Below are 20722 nucleotides of genomic sequence, written 5' to 3'. Positions count from 1 at the left end.
GTTGTTTCTCCACTTCCCCTCACCCGTGCATTAGCTTTGTGCTTTTAATTCCAATAAAGCATCTCGTAGTTCCGCCGCCCGCTCGAACTGCAGATTCTTCGCTGCCTCTTTCATTTCCGCTTCCAGACGTTCGATTAACGAAGCTCTGTCCTTCTTAGACATCTTACCCGCTTGGTCGGTCAGATAATCCGCCTTCTGCTCCGCCACTTTCGTCGCCTCAATCACCTCGCGGATCTTCTTGCGGATCGTCTGAGGCGTGATGCCGTGTTTCTCGTTGTAGGCAATCTGAATCGTGCGGCGCCGTTCGGTTTCCGATATCGCTTTCTGCATGGAGTCTGTAATCCGGTCTGCGTACATGATGACACGCCCGTCGGAATTCCGCGCCGCCCGGCCGATCGTTTGAATTAAGGAACGTTCGGAACGTAAGAATCCTTCCTTATCGGCATCCAGAATGCTTACAAGAGAAACTTCCGGCAAATCAAGGCCTTCCCTCAGCAGGTTGATCCCGATCAGGACGTGGAACGTGCCCAAACGAAGATCACGCAAAATCTGCATGCGTTCCAGTGTCTTGATATCCGAGTGAAGATATTTCACCTTGATGCCTACTTCTTTCATATAATCCGTCAGATCTTCCGACATCTTCTTCGTCAGCGTAGTCACTAGAACCCGTTCGTCCCTTGCTACGCGCTCATTAATCTCGGCAATCAGGTCATCAATCTGCCCCTTGGTAGGACGGATTTCAATGACAGGATCCACCAGGCCGGTAGGACGGATAATCTGCTGCGCCATCGTAGGGCATAATTCCAATTCATATGGGCCCGGCGTAGCGGAAATGTACATGATCTGGTTGATCCGTTCCTCAAATTCCTCAAAGCGGAGCGGACGGTTGTCTTTGGCAGAAGGCAGCCGGAAACCGTGATCTACAAGCACGCTCTTCCGTGCCTGGTCCCCATTGTACATAGCCCGGATTTGCGGTAATGTCACGTGCGACTCGTCGACGACAATCAGCATATCTTTCGGGAAGAAGTCTAGCAGCGTGTATGGAGGTTCGCCGCGTTCCCGGAACGTCATCGGACCGGAATAGTTCTCGATCCCGGAACAGAAGCCCATTTCGGCCATCATTTCCAAGTCGTACCTGGTACGCTGCTCCAAACGCTGCGCTTCTAACAGTTTTCCGTTCTCACGCAGGTACTCAAGACGCTCTTCCAATTCCCGTTCGATGTTTACCAGTGCGCGCTTCATCGTACTTTCATGGGTGACAAAGTGAGATGCCGGGAAAATGGCGACATGTTCCCTTTCGCCCAACACTTCACCCGTAAGCACGTCGATTTCGGTGATCCGCTCGATCTCGTCCCCGAATAATTCTACACGAATAGCCTGCTCTCCGCGGGAAGCCGGGAAAATCTCTATCACATCGCCTCGTACGCGGAACGTACCGCGCACAAAGTTCATATCGTTCCGCTGATACTGAATGTCGATCAGCTTGTGTAAAATTTCGTTGCGCGGCCGTTCCTGGCCTACCCGCAGCGACAAGACAAGGTCAAAGTACTCTTTCGGAGAACCCAAACCGTAAATACAGGAGACGGAAGCTACGATAATCACATCCCGCCGTTCAAACAAAGCGCTTGTTGCGGCATGTCGGAGCTTATCGATCTCGTCGTTAATGCTGGAATCCTTCTCAATAAATGTATCCGAAGAAGGAATGTAAGCTTCCGGCTGATAGTAATCGTAATAGCTGACAAAATACTCCACAGCATTATTAGGGAAAAATTCCTTAAACTCGCTGCAAAGCTGTGCCGCCAGCGTCTTGTTGTGGGCAATGACCAGCGTCGGCCGGTTCAACTGGGCGATTACCTGCGCCGCCGTAAACGTCTTACCCGTACCTGTCGCTCCCAGCAGGGTTTGGTGCTTCTGACCGGACTGAATGGAGCGTACCAGCTCTTCAATCGCGGCAGGTTGGTCTCCTTGAGGAGAGAAATCGGAAACCAGTTCAAACTTCTTATCGCTCATTACTACATCGCTCATGCGTCCAATCACCCGGTTTCTTCTATAGTTTCATACTCATGATGAATATGGTCAATTATGGATAGGAATATTTGTTCCCATTTTACCATTATACCTTTTTGAGCAAATAGTTGCAAATCTTTTACAACGGCAAAACACCTGATCTCATTCTATCCGCGGCTATACCATTGTTTACAAATAAACGCTGCCGATAGACGCAAAAAAGCCCTGCTTTCGCAGAGCCTTATCACATATCCGCGGGCCCGTTCCGGGACAGCCCTGTCAATTTGCCGCGCAGCACCGTCCAAAGATTCGTTTGATTGGTGTCCACTACATACATAGCCTGCTGGTCCGGGGCCAGGATGACACCCAGCATATGGTGCTCTCCCGCAAAAAGCGCACGCTGCACAAATTTGCTCTGGCCTTCCAGGTTGATCACTTCGAGCTTGCAAAACGCAGATTGAAGACCTAGTGCCGCGTGTAAATCTTCTTTGCGGGTCACCTTCACACCGTTCACTTTATGGATCCGTTCTCCAGTGACAATCCCCAGTTCAGCCGCCGGGCTGCCTGGCAGCACATCCAGCACCATCAGTCCGCGCCGGTCATGAACAAACATAGGGGAACCTTCATGCTCCACCCGCAGGCTGTAACGGATCATCGCCTCATGCAGGACAATGGAGCCAACCGAAGCGGCGATCGTAAATGGAGCCCAGTACCATGCCGCCAAGCCCATAATCAGTACAGCAATACTGTATCCAAACAAAAGAAATCCGCTTAATCGTACCTTTTGGCTGGGAAGTCGGGTCCAAGTCATTTCTGTGAACCCGATAATCAGCGGAAAGGCCAGAAACGTCCATCCTCCCGCTCCCTGCAGCCCGTCAAATAAGGTAGGCCAACTAACGGACATTCCGCCATCGGCAGCAGGTACCGTCAAAAACAGCGGAACGGGCCAGAAGCCATACAATTGAAACCCGCCGACTACTTTGCCGCGCTTGCTCTCCATAAACAGCGGCGTAGCCGATCTCGCCCCTGTGCCGCGTACCAGCAAAGCTTCCACAGCATGGACCACAGCGACAAGAACCAGCAGACCCGGCATGCTCACCTCATCCACCAGACGCAACATATCACCCCAAAACCCTGGAGTCTCCAAAGCCTGAGGCAGGAAGGAAACAATAAACTGTATGATGCCTAAGAGACCAATCGAATAGGCAAAACATAAGTATCGAGAACGAACGAACATCAATAAAATGGAAAGCGCCCACAAAAGCAGCACAACTTCCATCTTGAGCCCGATCCCGACAAAGGCCAGCACAACGGAAGCCCCAAGCCCGGAAAGAAAGCCCCACACCAGTGTCCGTAAAGATTCATCCACTAAAGAGTGCAATTTCGTGTGAAACAATTTACGTTCTAATTTAATCTGCCGCCGGTACTGCAGCACGATCAGCAGGATCCCGATATAATAAAATGGCTGGATCAGCAGCTGCAGAAAAGCGCCTGCAAATCGGTGCAACACTTCCAATGCAATCTCCATGCGACCATTTCTCCTTTTCAAAATGAACCGTCCGGCACCGCCGAACAAGCGGCGGTAAAAATGAAAAGAAGGTTGAATGAATCCAACCTTCCTCGGTATTCGACGCCGCCCAGCGAATTTCCTGCTTCGCCGGCGTTCCGGTTTATTTGGTTTGTTCCTGCAAATACTTTACAGCTTCCGACAATTGCTTGTCGTTCTCCGGTTTGCGGATCTGTTCGATCAGTGCCGCCTCCAGCTTCACCGCTGTCCCCTTATCCAACTTGCCGGTTACCGGCAGGTCCGCAGTTTCCTGGAACACCCTTACGGCTTCCGCCGTCGACTTGCTGTAGTATCCATCCTGGCGTCCCGGCTTGAACCCGAGACCGTCAAGCATGATTTGCGCATTCTTCACATCTTCGCCGGTCTGGTCTTCGACCAGCGTAGTTTCTTTTGACAACGGCGAGACGGTAAAGTAAGAAGGCTGGTCAACGTGAATGTCAGGCTTAATGCCCTTCTCATGAATCCAGTTCCCCTTAGGGGTCAGCCATTTGGCGATTGTCATCTTCAAAATGCTGCCGTCGCCCATCTCTTCCCCATAGCTGATCTGCACAGTTCCTTTGCCGAAGCTGGTTTCCCCCATCAGCTTACCGCCTCCGGCTTCCTGTACGGCTGCGGCCAGAATCTCCGAAGCGCTTGCGCTTCCTTTGTTAATCAGAACTACAACAGGGTAGTTCTTCCCGCTTCCTTCGGAAGGCGTCGCTTTGCGGTTCTTGTTCCGGTCTTCTACCTGAACGATGGTTTTGCCTTTCGGCACAAACTGTTCTGCGATCTGCACTACGACCGGAAGAATGCCGCCCGGGTCATTCCTGACGTCTATAATGAGCCCTTTCATACCTTTGGACTCCAGCGACTTCAGGTCTTCCAAAAACCGCTCTCCCGTGTTTTTGGAGAACTGGCGGATTTCTATTTTGCCGATCGAACCGTCCATCATTTCGCTGAACACAGTTTCAACATCGATCGTATCCCTTACCAGGGTAATCTCCGTCGGTTCCGTGGAACCCTGGCGGAGAACGATGATTTTAGCTTTCGTCCCTTTCGGACCGCGGATGAAATTCAAAGCATCCGACAACTTTAATCCGTCGAGCTTATTCCCGTTTACGGAAAGAATAACATCTTTTGCATGAATGCCCGCTTTCTCAGCCGGAGAGCCTTTAATGGGAGATACCACCGTTACACGGCCGCCCACCATGGTTACTTCAGCCCCGATGCCGGTAAAACTTCCCTGCACATTATCCGTAAACTGCTCCGCTTCCTGCTCGTCCATATAAGAGCTGTATGGGTCGTCCAAAGCGGAAACCATTCCGTGGATAGCCCCGTCTACCAGTTTCTTGCGGTCAATCGGACGTACATATTTCTGTTCAATCAGCTCAAATGCGGCAGCCATCTTATTCATTTCCTGTGCCGACAGCTTACCGGCATTGAGGCGGTCCTGTTCCGCGTGCCCTCGCTGCACCAAGATGGAAGAGTCCACCAAAGTTAACGTGATCAAGCTGCTGGCAAAAACGGACAGTAGAATAAAAGCCAGTACCGTGCGTCCTTTAAACTGCATCCTAGTAAACACCACCTTTATTTCCAACCATTGTCATACCCTTTAGTATATGCACGCTTGTACAGAATATTATACTTATTTCGGGCGGTTGAAGCTAGGTGACGGTCCAGGAACACTACCTTAGATACGGCAGCGGGTTCACAGGCTCTTCATTAATACGCACTTCAAAATGAAGATGGTTGCCGGTCGAACGTCCTGTTGACCCGACTTCAGCAATCTTTTCGCCGCGTTTCACCATGTCGCCCTCACTTACTTTGATGCCGCCGTTCCGGATATGGCCGTACACCGTCCACATGCCTCCGCCGTGATCGATAATGACACAGTTCCCGTAGCCGTTCCACCACTGAGCCACAATGACCTCTCCGCTCTCCGCCGCATAGATCGGCGTTCCGTTCGGAGCACCGAAATCCGCTCCTTTATGGAAGGATTCGCGCTCACCCGTTACCGGATGCGTACGATAGCCAAAATCGGAAGTAACACGCAACCCTCCATGCAGTGGGGATGCTAACTCGCCTCCGCTGTAAGACTCGCTGTTTGAAGCAGATGCAACGCTATGTCTTTTATTGCGCTTGGCTTCGGCCGCTCTGCGTTTGGCCTCGGCTGCTTTTCGTTTCCGGGCTTGTTCCTCTTTGATCTTGTTGGCCTCGGCATTGAGGGAAGAACGTTTCCGGGCAAGCTGCATCAACTCTTGCTCCATCTCTTCTCCGATTTCCTCCAATGCATGTTCTTGGGCATGAAGGCTGGCGATCATCACTTCTTTTTCCCGTTCCTTGGAAGCCAGGTACTGATGCTGCTCCTCCATCTTGGCATACAATTGTTTCACTTCAGCCAACTGTGCTTCCACAGATTTTTTTTGCTCGGCGATCTGAGCCTGGTCCTTTTTATTCGTAGCAAGGATCGATTTATCTTCATTGACGATGGATTTCAAAGCATCATACCGGTCAAGAAAATCCGAGAAGCTGGTGGAGCTGAACAATACGTCCAGATAAGAAACAAAGCCGTTCGTATACATCAGGCGGATCCGGTCCCGCAGCATGCTGTCGCGCTCCTTGACCCGGTTCATTGCTTCCTGAAGTTCTTCGCCTGTTTTCTGCAGTTTCTCCGTACGGTCACCGATCTGGCTGTTGTAAGCATTCATCGCGTTGCCGACTTTATCAATTTCGCCCATGAGGACTTCAAGGCCTTGCGCGGTAATTTTGCGTTTATACTGCACTCCGGCGATATTCTTCTCGGCTTGGCGTGCCTGCCATGCGGCAGACTCCTGTTGTTTTTTGACCTCTTTGAGCTGTTGGTTGATCTTATCTATTTCCGAGACGGCAAACCCCGGAGAGGGTAAAGCTACCGGTGCAAGCAGTCCGGCTGTAAGCAGCAGAGGCAGGAATAACTTTTTCAAATCAAATACTCCTCCTTAGATCTAGCAACCTGGAACCAGGCTGGCCCGGCACCGTAAGGTTTGCGATTCGTAATGATCCTATCATGGGTAAATAGACTTAGAGACTTTAGTAATTTCGAACGATGATAGCTATACTTTCAAAAATTTCCGTATGGAAATCGTACTTCCCCATATGCCAATGACCGTGCCTAAGAGTAACAGTAGCAGCCCGACGTTCACCGCAATCTCCTCAGCCGGGATCAACTGGAACATAAGCAAGCCAAGCTCCATTTGGGAGTAAGAGATCAATTCCGTGTAACCGTAGACGAGAATAGCAATAGGGATAATAGAACCGATGATCCCCAGCAAAGCTCCCTCAATGAAAAACGGCCAGCGGATAAAACTGTTTGTAGCACCTACCAGCTTCATAATGCCGATTTCACGGCGGCGGGCTAAAATGGTTAATTTAATCGTATTCGCAATCAGGAACATAGCGGTGATACCTAATCCGGCGACAATAATCAGACCGATATTGCGGATCGCCCTTGTTACTTTGAAGAGCACTTCCACCGTACCTTTGCCGTAATTCACCTGCGTGATGGGCTTATTCGGATCATTCTGGTTCAACGCCTCAATCTGTTCGGCCACCTGACCGACTTTGGTCGGCTCCTTCACCTCTACCGTCAGGGAATCGGGCAGCGGATTGTTCTTGCCCTCGAAGCCGTTCAGCATGTCCTTATTGTCCTCGCCGAGCTTTTCTTTCAATAGCTGCAATCCTTCATCCTTGGAAACGAATGTAACTTTGCTGACATCCGGAATCGACCGGATATCAAGCTGTACTTTGTCCGCTTGCTCCTTAGGCAGATCCAGACCGAGAAATACCCGGATTTCCACCTGGCTTTCTATCTGGTCGGCCATCGCATTCACGTTAAGGCTAAGAATCAGGAACACGCCGAGGATAAAAAGAGAAATGGAAATCGAACTGATGGAAGCAAACGACATCCATCCGTTACGGATAATGTTTTTGGCGCCTTCCCGGACATGACGCAGCATGGTGCTAATCTTCATAGCCGTAGTCACCCCGTATCTCGTCGCGCGCGATCTGGCCGCTCTCTATGGCTAGCACTCTTTTGCGCATCGTGTTTACGATCTCTTTGTTGTGAGTCGCCATAATGATGGTCGTTCCCCGGAAGTTGATTTCCTCCAGCAGCCTCATAATGCCCCAGGACGTTTCCGGATCCAGGTTCCCCGTAGGCTCGTCCGCTACGATTACCGACGGATTGTTCACAATCGCTCTGGCGATCGCCACCCGCTGCTGTTCTCCTCCGGATAACTGGGCCGGCAGGCTGGCAGCTTTCCCCTTCAGGTTGACCAAATCCAGCACTTCCAGCGTCCTTTTGCGGATCAGCTTCTTAGGCGCCTCTATGACTTCCATTGCAAAGGCAATATTTTCGTACACCGTCAATTTGGGCAGAAGCCGAAAATCCTGAAATATAACGCCGATATTCCGCCGGACAAAAGGGATTTTACGCTGTTTCAACTTGCCCAGATTAAAACCGTTGACCGAAATTTGCCCTTTCGTAGGTTTCTCTTCCCTATATATCAGCTTCATAAAAGTGGACTTCCCCGCTCCGGAGGGTCCGACTACATACACAAATTCATTCTTGTCGATCTTGACGTTAATCCCCTTCAGCGCAGGGGTGCCGTCCGGATAATTCTTCCAGACATCTTGCATTTCTATCACTCTATCACATCCTGGGAATCAAATATCGAGCTAGAGTATATTCGACAACTAGTATGGAAATCCTCTATTTTCTACCTTTTTTCACCACATTTACTGATTATAGCACGGGTTCGTCACCATTCGACATTAAAATCCCATGAAAATTTCCCAGAGTTCTGCATATAGATGTAAAAGATGGGTGGATAAGCCCTCTGCAGTTTTTTAGGGCGGACTGGAAAAATGGGGTGATTGTTTGGATAGATTCGTTCGTGCCCGTTGGGTGATTGCGGCTGGGTTGGGGATTGCTTTGGTGATGTTTCTGGTGATTGTCATGTACGGCGGACAAGGCCGCCTTCCCAAAGGCGTTTCGGTTTCCGGCTGGGAGCCTGGGCCGTTGAGTTATGTCATGTTTCGACAGGAATTGAGCTTTAGAGTGAAGGTGGCGGGGGAGAGGTTGGTTGCTGTTGGGGTGAGCAAGGAGGCTGAGGGGGATGGAAGAACGGATGAAGGGCAGCAGGATGGAGGGCAACAATATGAAAGGCAACAACATGAAGGGCAACAACATGAAGGGCAACACACCATGAATAGCAGCAACTCCAAAGAAGCGGTACAGACCCTGCGGCATGAAGACGCTGAGAGTGCGCGTTATGAAGAGGTGACGCTGTCCGCCGCCGATTGGGGCGTGCGGTGGAACGAGGACGAACTTGCGGCGAGGGTTAAGCCGCTGTTCGTCGGGTCTTTGTGGGAGAGAGCCAAGGCACGCTGGCGGTTCGACAAGCAGTTGGCGCTGCGGGCCGGCGTCGACGACGCCGCGATGCGCCGGGCGGCGGACGCCGCCTGGCCGGAGCTTGCGAAGCAGCAGCCTGTGGACGCGAAGCGTCGCATTACGGCGGACGACCGTGTGGAGTATACGCCGCATAAGAGCGCGTACCGGGTGGACACGGTCGCGCTGGCACGTGCCCTGACGGCCCGGGTAGGCGGGCCGTTGTGGGCGGGGTTGGCGCCCCAGCCGGGACTGCGGCTGGGGCTGCGGCTGCGTCAGCTCGACCCGGAGCTGACGCTGGCGGAGCTGCGCGCCCAGGGCGTGCAGCGGAAGATCGCGGAGTTCTCGACGCCGATCAAGAGCACTTCCGCGGGGCGCGAGTTTAATATGAGCGCTGCCGCCAAAGAGATATACGACAGCATGCTGGCGCCGGGCGAAGTGTTTGATTACTCCAAAATCATCAAACAAGCGGAAACGAACTCCGGCTTCCGGCCGGCTCCGGTTATCCTTAACGGACGGATGGTTCCGGGCGTCGGCGGCGGCATCTGCCAAATCTCCAGTACCTTGTACGTTGCGGTGCTGCGGGCCGGCTTGGAAATTGTAGAAAGGCGCAACCATTCCCTTCCTGTCAGCTATGCACCGTTAGGGCAGGATGCAACTTATGCGGGCGGCTACATTAATTTTAAATTCAAAAACACAACCGGAAAACATATGGTGATCCGCACCTATCTTCAGAACGGAAGAGTAGTCGCCAAGCTGTTCGGGACGCTTCCTGCCAACGTAAAGTACGAGCTCTCCTCCAAAACAGTGAGGACGATCCCCTCTCCGGTCAAATATGTACGCAACCCGTACATCCCGCTGGGCACGGAACAATTGGTCCAGCGCGGCAAGGAAGGGTATGTAGTCGAGACCTATCGTTATAAAAAAGTGAACGGCCGTACGGCAGCAACCGAGCGTATCTCACGGGACACCTACAAGCCGCAAGCCACTATCATTGCTGCCAATACCGGAAAAGCTCCTTTGCCGAAATCCGTTCAACCTCGTCTGGAGCCTGATGTGATAGAGGACGGGGTCGCGCTGCTTGAGCCATAAGTACTTCAGCTGCCAAACCTATTCCCTTTCTGACGCGTTTCAGCATCACTTTTCACCGTTTTGCTCCCTCGCCCTATCCGGCCCATTTACCGCTGTCGGCTCACAAAAGCCCCTTCATACTAATGAAGGGGCTTTACCTTGTTTATGCGTTCTGCTTTTGTTTTTCGGAATACTCCTGTACCCATGCCTGCGCCTGTTCGTTCGAAGCCTCGGCGCGCGCAATCGCATCCTTGACCTGCGGTGCCGCCGTACCTCCGTACACATTACGGGCATTGACCACGTTCTCAGGCTGCAGCACTTCGTAAATATGCTCATCAAACAGCTCGGAGAACTGCAGGAACTCATCCAGCTTTAAATCCAGCAGGTACTTGTCGTTTTGGATGCAGTACAGCACCGTTTTGCCGATAACCTCATGCGCTTGACGGAATGGCAGGCCTTTCCCCACCAGATAGTCAGCGATATCCGTAGCGTTGGAGAAGTCGTTGTTGACCGCCTGGCGCATGCGTCCGCGGTTCACCTTCATGGTTGCGACCATCGGGGCGAAAAGCTGCAAAGCCCCTTGGAGCGTCTTCACCGTGTCGAACATGCCTTCCTTGTCTTCCTGCATGTCCTTGTTGTAGGCCAAAGGCAGCGACTTCAACACGGTTAACAAGCCGATCAGGTTGCCATACACACGGCCGGTTTTGCCGCGGACCAGCTCGGCCACATCCGGATTCTTTTTCTGCGGCATGATAGAGCTTCCTGTACAAAAAGCATCGTCGAGCTCCACGAAAGCGAACTCCGTGCTGGACCACAGCACCAGCTCCTCGCAGAAGCGCGACAGGTGGGTCATAATCAGTGCTGCACCGGACAAGAACTCCACAATAAAATCACGGTCGCTGACCGCATCGAGGGAGTTTTCATACACGCGGTCAAAGCCCAGCTCGGCTGCTACGAAATGGCGGTCGATCGGGAACGTGGTTCCGGCGAGCGCTCCTGCACCCAGCGGCAGCGCATTGATCCGCTTGTAGCTGTCCTGCAGGCGCTCAATGTCGCGCTGGAACATCGATACGTAAGCCATTAAGTGGTGAGCGAACAGGATCGGCTGCGCCCGTTGAAGGTGTGTGTACCCAGGGATGATCGTGTCGATATTGTTCTTGGCCTGTTCCAGCAGAGCCTCCTGCAGAGAAGTCAGCAGCCCGACAAACTCCACAACGCGGCGGCGTAAATACAGATGCATGTCCGTTGCCACCTGATCATTGCGGCTGCGGCCCGTATGCAGCTTGCCGCCGACAGGGCCAACCAGGTCGATCAGCTGCTTCTCAATGTTCATGTGAATATCCTCATCCGAAACCGAGAACTCCGCTTCCCCCCGGCGAATGCGCTCCAATACTTGCTTTAACCCGTCTTGGATCGTCTTCACGTCCGCCGCGGGCAGGATGCCGCATTTGCCCAGCATCGTCACATGCGCCAGACTGCCTTGGATATCTTCTTCAGCTAATTCTTTATCAAATAGAATCGAAGCCGTATACTCTTCTACCAACTGGTCCGTTTTCTTCGTGAAACGGCCTCCCCATAGCTTGCTCACTCTCGCCACTCCTTTACTGTCTTTCCCGCAATAAGGCAGCATACCGCACCGTCTATCCCGTAGGCATAGGCTGATCAATCCGCTAACGAACCCAGGCACCTTATTTCGGCTAAAATCTAATTTCAAAGGCGGCCCAAGGGCCGCCCCGTTCCTTACTTCTGTTCCTGAAGCTGCTTTGGAGCAGCACCGCCGGTCTGAGAAGCGTTTTGCTCCACGCCGGAAGCCACTTTCAAACGTAAAGCATTCAAGCGGATGAACCCTGCAGCGTCGCCTTGATTGTAAGCCTGTGTAGGGTCCGCCTCCATCGTAGCAATGTCCGGATTATACAGGCTCACAGGGCTTTTCACGCCTGCGGCGATGACATTGCCCTTGTAAAGCTTCACGCGTACCGTACCGGTTACATTCTTCTGGCTCTCCGTTACCAGCGCCTGCAATGCCAGACGCTCCGGCGCAAACCAAAAGCCATTGTATACCAGCTGGCTGTACTTCGAAATCAGAGAATCACGCAGATGCATCACGTCGCGGTCCATCGTCAGCGATTCCATGCGACGGTGCGCCGCAAATAGAATGGCACCGCCGGGCGTCTCATATACACCGCGGCTCTTCATGCCGACAAAACGGTTCTCTACCATGTCCACGCGGCCGATGCCGTGTTTGCCGCCCAACTCATTCAGCTTCTCCATAACCTGCAGCGGATCCAGCTTCACGCCGTTAACTGCCACGCAGTCCCCGCGCTCAAATTCCAACTCCGCATACTCCGCCGCATCCGGCGCCCGTTCCGGCGATACGCTCAGCACATACATGCCTTCGTTCTCTTCGCTGCTTGCGTCAAACCAAGGATCCTCCAGCATGCCGCTCTCAAAGCTGATATGCAGCAGGTTGCGATCCATGGAATACGGCTTCGATGCCGATGCCTGAACAGGGATCCCGTGCTTCTCCGCATAGGCGATCATTTCCGCACGTCCCGGGAACTGCTCGCGGAACTCTTCCAGACGCCAAGGAGCAATAACCTCAAGCTCCGGCGCCAGGGCAGCCGCGGTCAGCTCGAAGCGGACCTGGTCGTTCCCTTTTCCCGTGGCCCCGTGGGCAATAGCAACAGCGCCTTCCTTCCTCGCAATCTCAACCATCCGTTTCGCGATCAGCGGACGCGCGATGGACGTACCGAGCAGGTATTGTCCCTCATAAAGCGCACCCGACTGGAACATCGGGTAGATGAAATCGCGGGCAAACTCCTCCCGAAGGTCATCAATATAAACTTTGGAAGCGCCTGTGCTTAATGCTTTCTCTTCCAGACCGTCCAGCTCTTCCTTTTGTCCGATGTCCGCAGTGAAGGCGATGATTTCGGCATCATAAGTTTCTTTTAGCCAAGCCAGAATGACTGATGTATCCAAACCGCCCGAGTAGGCGAGCACGATTTTATTTTTTGCCATGAATAACGCTCCTTTATTAGTTCCGGTGCTGGGATCTGTTTTATAAAATAGCTGCCATAATTGCTTTCTGTGCATGCAGACGGTTTTCCGCCTGGTCAAAAATAATCGACTGCGCCCCGTCAATCACACCCGCGCTGACTTCTTCGCCGCGATGCGCCGGAAGACAATGCATGAATAAGTAATCTTTCTTCGCGTACCTCACTAGTTCCTCGTTCACTTGATAATTGCGGAAGGCGCGCTCACGAATTTTCTGCTCTTCTTCCTGCCCCATGCTCGCCCACACATCCGTATAGATAATGTCCGCTTCCGCAATTGCTTCTTTCGGGTCTCTAGTCAGCGTAATCGTTGCCCCGGTCAAACTAGCGTTCTCTTTAGCCAGCTGCACTACTTCCGGATCCGCATCGTACCCCTCCGGCGCCGCCAGCGCAAAATGCATGCCCAGCTTGCTCGCCCCGATCATTAAAGAATGCACCATGTTGTTCCCGTCGCCGATAAAAGCAATTTTCAGCCCATCCAAACGCCCTTTGTGCTCCAGCACCGTCTGGTAATCCGCAAGCGCCTGGCAAGGGTGAGACAAGTCCGTCAATCCGTTGATCACCGGCACAGTTGCTCCTCTGGCCAAGTCAACGACATTTCTGTGGGCAAACGTACGGATCATGATCCCGTCCAAATAACGCGAAAGGGTCTGGGCCGTGTCCCATACCGTTTCGCCGCGGTTGAGCTGGATGTCATTCTTACTAAGGAACAGTGCCTGACCCCCGAGCTGATACATGCCCACTTCAAAAGAAACCCGCGTACGCGTCGACGATTTCTCGAAAATCATGCCCAGCGTTTTCCCTTTCAATGGCTGGTATACCTCGCAGTTCTTGTGCTTACTCTTGATTTCTATAGCCGAATCGATCAGGTACCGGATTTCCTCTGGTGTGTAATCCACAAGAGCCAAAAAATCTCTGCCCTTCAAGTCCAGTTCCAGCGCCTCAATTGTCGCTCCCTTTGCCGTTGCCATCGGAACCGCTCCCTTCTACCCCTTTATGATTGAACAGCCTCAGCTGCTTTTTTCGCCAAAATACCGCTAAGCACAGCAATTCCCTGCTCCGCTTCTTCGCGGGTCAACAACAGGTTCGGAAGCAGTCGGATGACATTCGGCCCGGCCGTTACGAACAAGACGCCTTGACGCTGGCCTTCCTCTACCAGTTCGCCAACCGGCTTTGCGCACTCAATACCGATCATCAGCCCTTGGCCCCGTACTTGTTTGACAAACGGGTTACCGGCAAGCTCCTCGTCCAGGCGCTTCATCAAGTACGCACCTGTTTCCGCTGCCTGCTGCGGAACCGACTCCGTCAGCATTGTCTCCAGCGTTGCCAAAGCCGCGCGGGTAGCCAATGGCGTACCGCCGAAGGTAGAACCATGGCTTCCGGCGCTGAACGCCTCTTTCAGCTTAGCCTTGCCCAACATAGCCCCGATCGGGAAGCCGCTTCCCAGACCTTTCGCTAGGGTGAAAATATCCGGCTCAATCCCGTAATGCTCGTAAGCGAACAGCTTTCCAGTGCGGCCCATACCGGTTTGGATCTCGTCGATAATAAGCAGCAGATCGTGTTCGTCGCACAAAGCGCGCACTTGTTGGAGGAAACCGGAATCGATCGGATGGACGCCGCCTTCCGCCTGAACCAGTTCCAGCATGATGGCTGCTGTTTTATCACTGACGGCTGACTTTAGGGCGTCGAGATCTCCCATAGGTACAGTCAGGAATCCCTGAGGCAGCGGATCAAACCCTTCCTTGACTTTCTCCTGACCCGTAGCGGTCAAAGTAGCTAAGGTCCGCCCGTGGAATGAACGTTCAAAGGTTATCATTTCATACCTGTCGCGCCCCAGCACTTTCTTGTTGTACCGGCGGGCGAGTTTAATGGCCGCCTCATTCGCTTCGGCTCCGCTGTTGCAGAAAAAGACGTGGTTTGCACAGGAGTTGGCTGTCAGCAAAGCGGCCAGCCTTTCCTGATTCGGGATGTGAAACAGGTTCGATACATGCCATAATTCATCCAGCTGGGCAACCAGCTGATCTCTTACCGCTTTGGGCGAGTGGCCCAGGTTTGTGACGGCCAGCCCGCACATCAGGTCTAGGTACTTGTTGCCCTGATCGTCCCAAAGCCAGCTGCCTTCCCCTTTAACCAGGGCGATCGGGTAACGTGCATAAGTAGGGAATAAGGATTGGGCCGCCCGGTTCGCACCGCCGTCTCCCTGCACCCCTCGTTCTTGAGGCACCTCCGTGACCAAGCCTGTTTGCTGCGTATTGTCCGCCATAACCTTTTCCACTCCTTCTCCCTAGCGGGATTTCATAATTCTTGTTCCGATCCGTTCGCCGCTCATCACTTTGCTAAGCACTTCCGGCTCGGACCCGTCCACAATAACGACTTCCTCCACGTTGCCGTGAATACATTTCATAGCTGCCTTCACCTTGGGGATCATGCCCCCGTAGATCTCGCCGCTTGCAACCATCTCTTCGATCTCAGCAAAAGTAACTTCCGGCAAAATAACCTTCCGTCCTTGGCCCCCGGCTTCGTCACTGCCGTTGAGCTCGGTTCTCATAATGCCCGGCACATCCGTGACGACAATCATGCGCTTTACGCCGATATGGGAAGCGACTGCACCCGCCGCTGTATCCGCATTGATGTTGTAACGCTGCCCGTTCTCACCCAGGCCAATTGGTGCAATGACAGGCATATAGCCCATCGTAACGATGCCCTCCACGATTTCTGCAGCTACGGCTACCACATCGCCGACAAGACCTACTTCCGCTGCCGTAGCTACCGGTACAGCACGCACCAGGCCTCCATCCACGCCGGACAACCCGATGGCACGGCCTCCCGCGCCCTGAATGCGGCGTACGATTTCTTTGTTAATCTGGCCTGCTAGGACCATCTCAACCACATCAAGTACGGCCTCGTTCGTTTTGCGCAAGCCGCCCACGAATTCCGTTTCGATGCCCAATTTCTCTAATGTATCGTTAATGGCAGGACCTCCGCCGTGGACGATGACGGGAATGACCCCGCTCTCCTGCAGACGCCGCAAGTCTTCGTAAAAAGACTCCGGCAAAGCCGCCAGCGTGCTTCCGCCGCATTTCATTACGAATGTATTCGTTGAGCCTTCACCCATTTCCATCTCCGCCTCCTTACGTCCTGTACGCCGCGTTTATGCGGACGTAATCGTACGTCAGGTCGCAGCCCCAAGCTGTTGCATTTCCGTCTTCCATGTTCAACTCTACACGGAATACAACGGTATCACCTTGTAAGTAAGCCGCAGCGCGGTCTTCATCGAACCGGACAGGCCTGGATTGTACAAGAACCGCAATGTCGCCCAAGTAGATATCGACAGTGTCTACATTTACCGGCTGTCCTGCACGGCCCACCGCCGCAATTATACGGCCCCAATTGGCATCCGCTCCAAACACGGCCGATTTCACCAGGCTGGATCCGATCACCGTCTTCGCGATCGCTCTGGCTGCATTTTGGCTCACTGCACCATTCACCTGCACCTCTACCAGTTTGGTAGCCCCTTCGCCGTCGCGGGCAATCGCCTTCGCTAGATACTCCGCTACGTGCTGAAAGCCTTCTTTATAAGCATCCCAGTCCGGATGACCCGGCGCCAAGCGCTCAGCACTTGCCAGGCCGCTGGCCATTACAACCACCATATCGTTCGTACTTGTATCCCCGTCAACGGTAATCATATTGAACGTGCTGTCCGTGACGCCGCTCAGCAGCCCCTGCAGGTCCGCCGGCTCCACCAAAGCATCCGTCGTAATAAAGCCCAGCATCGTCGCCATGTTCGGATGAATCATGCCTGAACCTTTCGCCGCCCCGGCGATGTAGACGTCCTTCCCGCCCACGCTCACCTTGACACAGACCTCCTTCTTCACGAGGTCCGTCGTCAGGATCGCCTGGCAGAAGTCGCCCCCGCCTTCCGCGTGAACCCTTGCCGGCAGCTCCGCGATGCCCTTCCGCACGCGCTCCATCGGCAGCGGCTCCCCGATCACCCCCGTCGACGTCACGCCGACGTAGTGCTCGGGCAGCCCCAGCGCCGCCGCCATCGCGCTGCGCATCTCATACGCATCGGCCTCGCCCTGCTTGCCGGTGCATGCATTGGCGTTGCCGCTGTTCACGAGCATCGCATGCAGCCGTCCTCCGGACGCTGCTACGCTTTCGCGCGTGACTCCCAGCGGCGCCGCCTGGAAGGCGTTCAGCGTATATACCGCTGCCGCCGCCGCAGGCACCTCGCACACGATCACGCCGAGATCGTAGCGCTCGGTCTTCTTCAGGCCGCAGTGCAGCCCTCCGGCCTGAAATCCTTTGGGCGTCGTTACCGAGCCGCCCGCTACTACTTGAAACTTCTGTCCTGCTGCCGTCCCCATCCTTACGTCCAGCCCCTCTCTTAAGGAAACGCCGGCGTCAGCTCCAAGCCGAGCGCTTCGTTCCAGCCCATCATCAGATTCATGTTCTGTATCGCTTGGCCAGCCGCCCCTTTAACGAGGTTATCAATGACCGAGACGATCGTCACGCGGCCGGTACGTGCATCCGCCGCGAAACCGATATTGCAATAATTCGAACCCCAAACCTCTTTCGTAGCAGGCCATTTTCCTTCGGGGCTGATCCTTACGAACTTGCGTCCCTTGTAAAATTCACTATATAACTGTATGAACTCCGCATTTGTCCGGTTCCCGTTCACCGAGGCATACATCGTGCACAAAATCCCCCGCGTCATCGGTACCAAATGAGTCGTAAACGTCGTCGTAACCGGCTTTCCCGCTTCCCTGGTAAGTACCTGTTCTATTTCGGGTATGTGCTGATGCTGATTGACTTTGTAGGCTAGAAAATTTTCATTCATTTCCGAATAATGCACGGTTAAACCCAGTCCGCGTCCCGCTCCCGAAACGCCAGATTTTGCATCCACAATGAGAGTAGCCGGATCGATCCAGCCTGCCTTCACTGCCGGAATCAGCCCTAGCAGCGTTGCCGTCGGATAACAGCCCGGATTCGAGATAAAAGGCACATCCCGGACTTCTTCCCCGTAGATCTCCGCCAGCCCGTATACCGCTTCGTTCAGCAGCTCTTGGGGCGGCGCGTCATGTTTGTACCATTGTTCATAGAGCGCTCCGTCCTTCAACCTGAAGTCCCCGGACAAATCTATCACTTTCAATCCGGCTTCCAATAGCTGCGGTACTAGTTTCGCACTGACGCCGGAAGGCGTTGCGGTAAACACCAGGTCTGATTTCTCCCGGATCAGCGGCACATCCACCCCGTCCAGCAGGTCCGTCACGATATCACGCAAATGCGGAAATCCGTCCCCCAGCAAACTTCCGCTGCTTGATGAAGAAATAACTGACGTAATCTGTATATTCGGATGACCCAGCAAGAACCGGATTAATTCCACTCCGCCGTAACCTGTAGAGCCGATAATCGCGACCCGCAGCGTATTTCCCATTGTTCTCCGCCTCCCTGACGTTGCTCTCTATCTATGTTATTCCTGTATAAGGAATGTATATTTCCGAAAAGATATGTATTATTATACGGTTGGTTTCATGTTTATACAACACTTTTTTGCACAAAAAAAAGCAGAGAACCTAAGTTCCCTGCACTTTAAACCCTTTGCCTAACACTTCCGTCGTATCGCTGATAATGATAAAAGCCGACGGGTCCACGGATTGAACCAGTGTTTTCAGCTTCGTCACTTCCGTTTGTCCGACCACAACCATCAGCACCGGACGGTCCGTATTTGTAAATCCGCCTTGGGCGGTCAATTTTGTTAGTCCCCTATCAAGGTCTTTCAAAATCACTTCACTCAGCCGATCCGTCTGATCCGAAATGATAAAAGCCACCTTGGAATAACCGAAGCCCATTTGTACCACATCGATCGTTTTGATCGTTACATATAGTCCGATGAGGGCATATAAAGCTTTTTCAGGCGATATCGCCAGCCCTGCAACCAGGATCACGGTCCCGTCCAGCAAAGCTACACATAAACCGAGCCTTAAACCCGTATATTTATGCAAAATTTGCGCTGCTAAGTCCAACCCGCCTGTCGAGGCTCTGCCCCGGAATACCAATCCGAGCCCTGCTCCCACTCCGATGCCGCCGTATATGGCTGCCAGCAGAGTGTTATCGGTCAAGGACGGAAGTCCGCTGGTTACCAAAACAAGCAGCGGCAATACGGCCGATCCGACTAACGTTTTGATACCGAATTTCCCGCCCAGCAGCCACAGCCCCGCAAAAAACAACGGTATGTTTAATGCCCACTGGGTAAGCGCCGGCGTGACGCCAAACAGCTCTTTGACGATAATCGAAATGCCAGAAACTCCCCCGGACGCCACCTGATTCGGCACAAGAAAAATATTAAAGCTCAAAGCGATCACAAGCGATCCTAAAATTAAATATACGTACTCCATGATATGGCTTAAGGGGCTGCCGATCTGGATGAACGGTTCTCTTCTGCTCATTATGCACCCCGCGTAGTTGGTTCCTTACATTTTCAGTGTTGGGTTAAACCCCGTCCCTTATTCTTCCTGCTTGATCTGCAGACGAAGATATCCGTCGATAAACGGATCCAGGTCGCCGTCCATCACGGCTCCTACATTCCCCGTTTCGACTTGGGTCCGATGGTCCTTCACCATACTGTACGGGTGGAATACATACGAGCGGATTTGGCTCCCCCATGCGATGTCGCTTTGGTCACCGCGTATTTCAGCGAGCTGCTTCTCCTGCTCTTCGATTTTCTTCTCGTATAACTTGGAGCGAAGGTGTTTCATCGCGCGTTCCCGGTTTTTAATTTGCGATCTCTCGGTTTGGCAAGTGACCACTACGCCGGATGGGATGTGCGTTATCCGTACCGCGGAGTCCGTCGTGTTGATATGCTGTCCGCCTGCACCGCTTGCTCTATACGTATCGATTTTTAAATCTTCCGTACGAATTTCAATTTCCACATCATCTTCAATTTCCGGTACGATATCACACGAAGTAAAAGAGGTATGCCTGCGTCCGGAAGCATCGAACGGCGAAATCCGAACCAGCCGGTGAACGCCTTTCTCCGCTTTCAGATAGCCGTAGGCGTTGTAACCCTTGATCAGCAGCGTTACGCTCTTTACGCCCGCTTCGTCTCCAGGCTGATAGTCGAGCGTCTCCACTTTAAAGCCGCGCTTCTCCGCCCATCGGGTATACATACGCAGCAGCATGCTTGCCCAGTCCTGAGATTCGGTGCCGCCCGCTCCAGGGTGAATCTCGAGAATCGCGTTCAGTTTATCGTAAGGCTGGCTGAGCAGCAGCGTCAGTTCAAAGTCTTCGACCTTACGCAGCATAGCCCGGATGCTGTTCTCCAAGTCAGCAGCCATGCTCTCGTCGTTCTCTTCCTGCGCCAGTTCAATCATCACTTCGATATCCTCGAATTCGGACCGCAGCGCCGTATAGTCGTCCACAACGGACTTAATCGCGTTCATTTCCGCAATGACTTTCTGAGCGGCTTCATTATCGTCCCAAAAATCAGGGGCAGCCATTTTTTCCTCAAAGTTTGCGATATGTTCCTGCTTTAGATCTAAGTCAAAGAGACCCCCTAAGGCCGGTTAATTTCTGGGCGATATCGCGCAAATCCTGTTTCAATGTGTAATCAAACAT

Annotated in this window: 16 protein-coding genes; 1 reads left to right on the top strand and 15 read right to left on the bottom strand. The window is 53.1% G+C overall.

The window, feature by feature from the left end:
• Window positions 1–30 precede the first annotated feature (30 nt).
• The 6 genes from uvrB to ftsE form a co-directional block, all read right to left on the bottom strand.
• Complete coding sequence (gene uvrB / locus ACFSUF_RS24550; protein ID WP_377607584.1) at window positions 31–2025, bottom strand: excinuclease ABC subunit UvrB; 1995 nt, start codon at window positions 2023–2025, stop codon at window positions 31–33.
• 226 nt (window positions 2026–2251) lie between these two features.
• On the bottom strand, window positions 2252–3535 hold the full coding sequence (locus ACFSUF_RS24545) for a PDZ domain-containing protein (protein ID WP_377607582.1): 1284 nt from the start codon (window positions 3533–3535) through the stop codon (window positions 2252–2254).
• A gap of 142 nt (window positions 3536–3677) precedes the next feature.
• Entirely contained in the window at window positions 3678–5123 is a 1446-nt protein-coding gene (locus ACFSUF_RS24540) for a S41 family peptidase (protein WP_377607580.1), read from the bottom strand.
• Window positions 5124–5238: 115 nt separating this feature from the next.
• Window positions 5239–6516 carry a murein hydrolase activator EnvC family protein gene (locus tag ACFSUF_RS24535; protein WP_377607578.1) on the bottom strand — a complete coding sequence of 426 codons (1278 nt, stop codon included), beginning with the start codon at window positions 6514–6516 and terminating at the stop codon, window positions 5239–5241.
• Between the two features lie 129 nt (window positions 6517–6645).
• Complete coding sequence (gene ftsX, locus ACFSUF_RS24530; RefSeq protein WP_377607576.1) at window positions 6646–7563, bottom strand: permease-like cell division protein FtsX; 918 nt, start codon at window positions 7561–7563, stop codon at window positions 6646–6648.
• A complete protein-coding gene (gene ftsE / locus ACFSUF_RS24525; protein ID WP_377607574.1) occupies window positions 7553–8239 on the bottom strand; it encodes a cell division ATP-binding protein FtsE in 687 nt (228 codons plus the stop codon). Before ftsE ends, ftsX begins: the two co-directional genes overlap by 11 nt.
• Before the next feature lie 232 nt (window positions 8240–8471).
• On the opposite strand from ftsE, the gene ACFSUF_RS24520 reads away from it, so the two are divergent.
• Window positions 8472–10073, top strand: a complete 1602-nt coding sequence (locus ACFSUF_RS24520; RefSeq protein WP_377607572.1) for a VanW family protein — start codon at window positions 8472–8474, stop codon at window positions 10071–10073.
• 142 nt (window positions 10074–10215) lie between these two features.
• Here the strand turns inward: ACFSUF_RS24520 and argH are convergent, their stop codons facing one another.
• The 9 genes from argH to prfB form a co-directional block, all read right to left on the bottom strand.
• Window positions 10216–11640 (bottom strand): argininosuccinate lyase, encoded by a 1425-nt coding sequence (argH, locus tag ACFSUF_RS24515; protein ID WP_377607571.1) that lies wholly within the window; start codon window positions 11638–11640, stop codon window positions 10216–10218.
• 152 nt (window positions 11641–11792) lie between these two features.
• Window positions 11793–13070 (bottom strand): argininosuccinate synthase, encoded by a 1278-nt coding sequence (locus ACFSUF_RS24510; RefSeq protein WP_377607569.1) that lies wholly within the window; start codon window positions 13068–13070, stop codon window positions 11793–11795.
• Window positions 13071–13110: 40 nt separating this feature from the next.
• Window positions 13111–14076 (bottom strand): ornithine carbamoyltransferase, encoded by a 966-nt coding sequence (gene argF, locus ACFSUF_RS24505; protein WP_377607567.1) that lies wholly within the window; start codon window positions 14074–14076, stop codon window positions 13111–13113.
• Window positions 14077–14099: 23 nt separating this feature from the next.
• Window positions 14100–15368: an acetylornithine transaminase gene (locus ACFSUF_RS24500; RefSeq protein WP_377607565.1), complete on the bottom strand. Its 1269-nt coding sequence runs from the start codon at window positions 15366–15368 to the stop codon at window positions 14100–14102.
• A 21-nt stretch (window positions 15369–15389) separates the two neighbouring features.
• Window positions 15390–16220 (bottom strand): acetylglutamate kinase, encoded by an 831-nt coding sequence (gene argB, locus ACFSUF_RS24495; protein ID WP_377607630.1) that lies wholly within the window; start codon window positions 16218–16220, stop codon window positions 15390–15392.
• A gap of 16 nt (window positions 16221–16236) precedes the next feature.
• Window positions 16237–17472 carry a bifunctional glutamate N-acetyltransferase/amino-acid acetyltransferase ArgJ gene (argJ, locus tag ACFSUF_RS24490; RefSeq protein ID WP_377607563.1) on the bottom strand — a complete coding sequence of 412 codons (1236 nt, stop codon included), beginning with the start codon at window positions 17470–17472 and terminating at the stop codon, window positions 16237–16239.
• Window positions 17473–17492: 20 nt separating this feature from the next.
• Window positions 17493–18542, bottom strand: a complete 1050-nt coding sequence (gene argC / locus ACFSUF_RS24485; protein ID WP_377607561.1) for an N-acetyl-gamma-glutamyl-phosphate reductase — start codon at window positions 18540–18542, stop codon at window positions 17493–17495.
• A 139-nt stretch (window positions 18543–18681) separates the two neighbouring features.
• Window positions 18682–19554, bottom strand: coding sequence for a YitT family protein (locus tag ACFSUF_RS24480; protein ID WP_377607559.1), 873 nt, complete (start codon window positions 19552–19554; stop codon window positions 18682–18684).
• Between the two features lie 57 nt (window positions 19555–19611).
• A protein-coding gene (prfB, locus tag ACFSUF_RS24475; protein WP_377607557.1) for a peptide chain release factor 2 occupies window positions 19612–20722 on the bottom strand; the annotation gives its coding sequence in 2 pieces (ribosomal slippage) (window positions 19612–20649 and window positions 20651–20722; 1110 coding nt in all).

The organism is Paenibacillus gansuensis, from assembly GCF_042684925.1.
Taxonomy (GTDB): domain Bacteria; phylum Bacillota; class Bacilli; order Paenibacillales; family DY6; genus Paenibacillus_N; species Paenibacillus_N gansuensis.
This window is presented reverse-complemented; position numbering and strand designations above follow the sequence as displayed.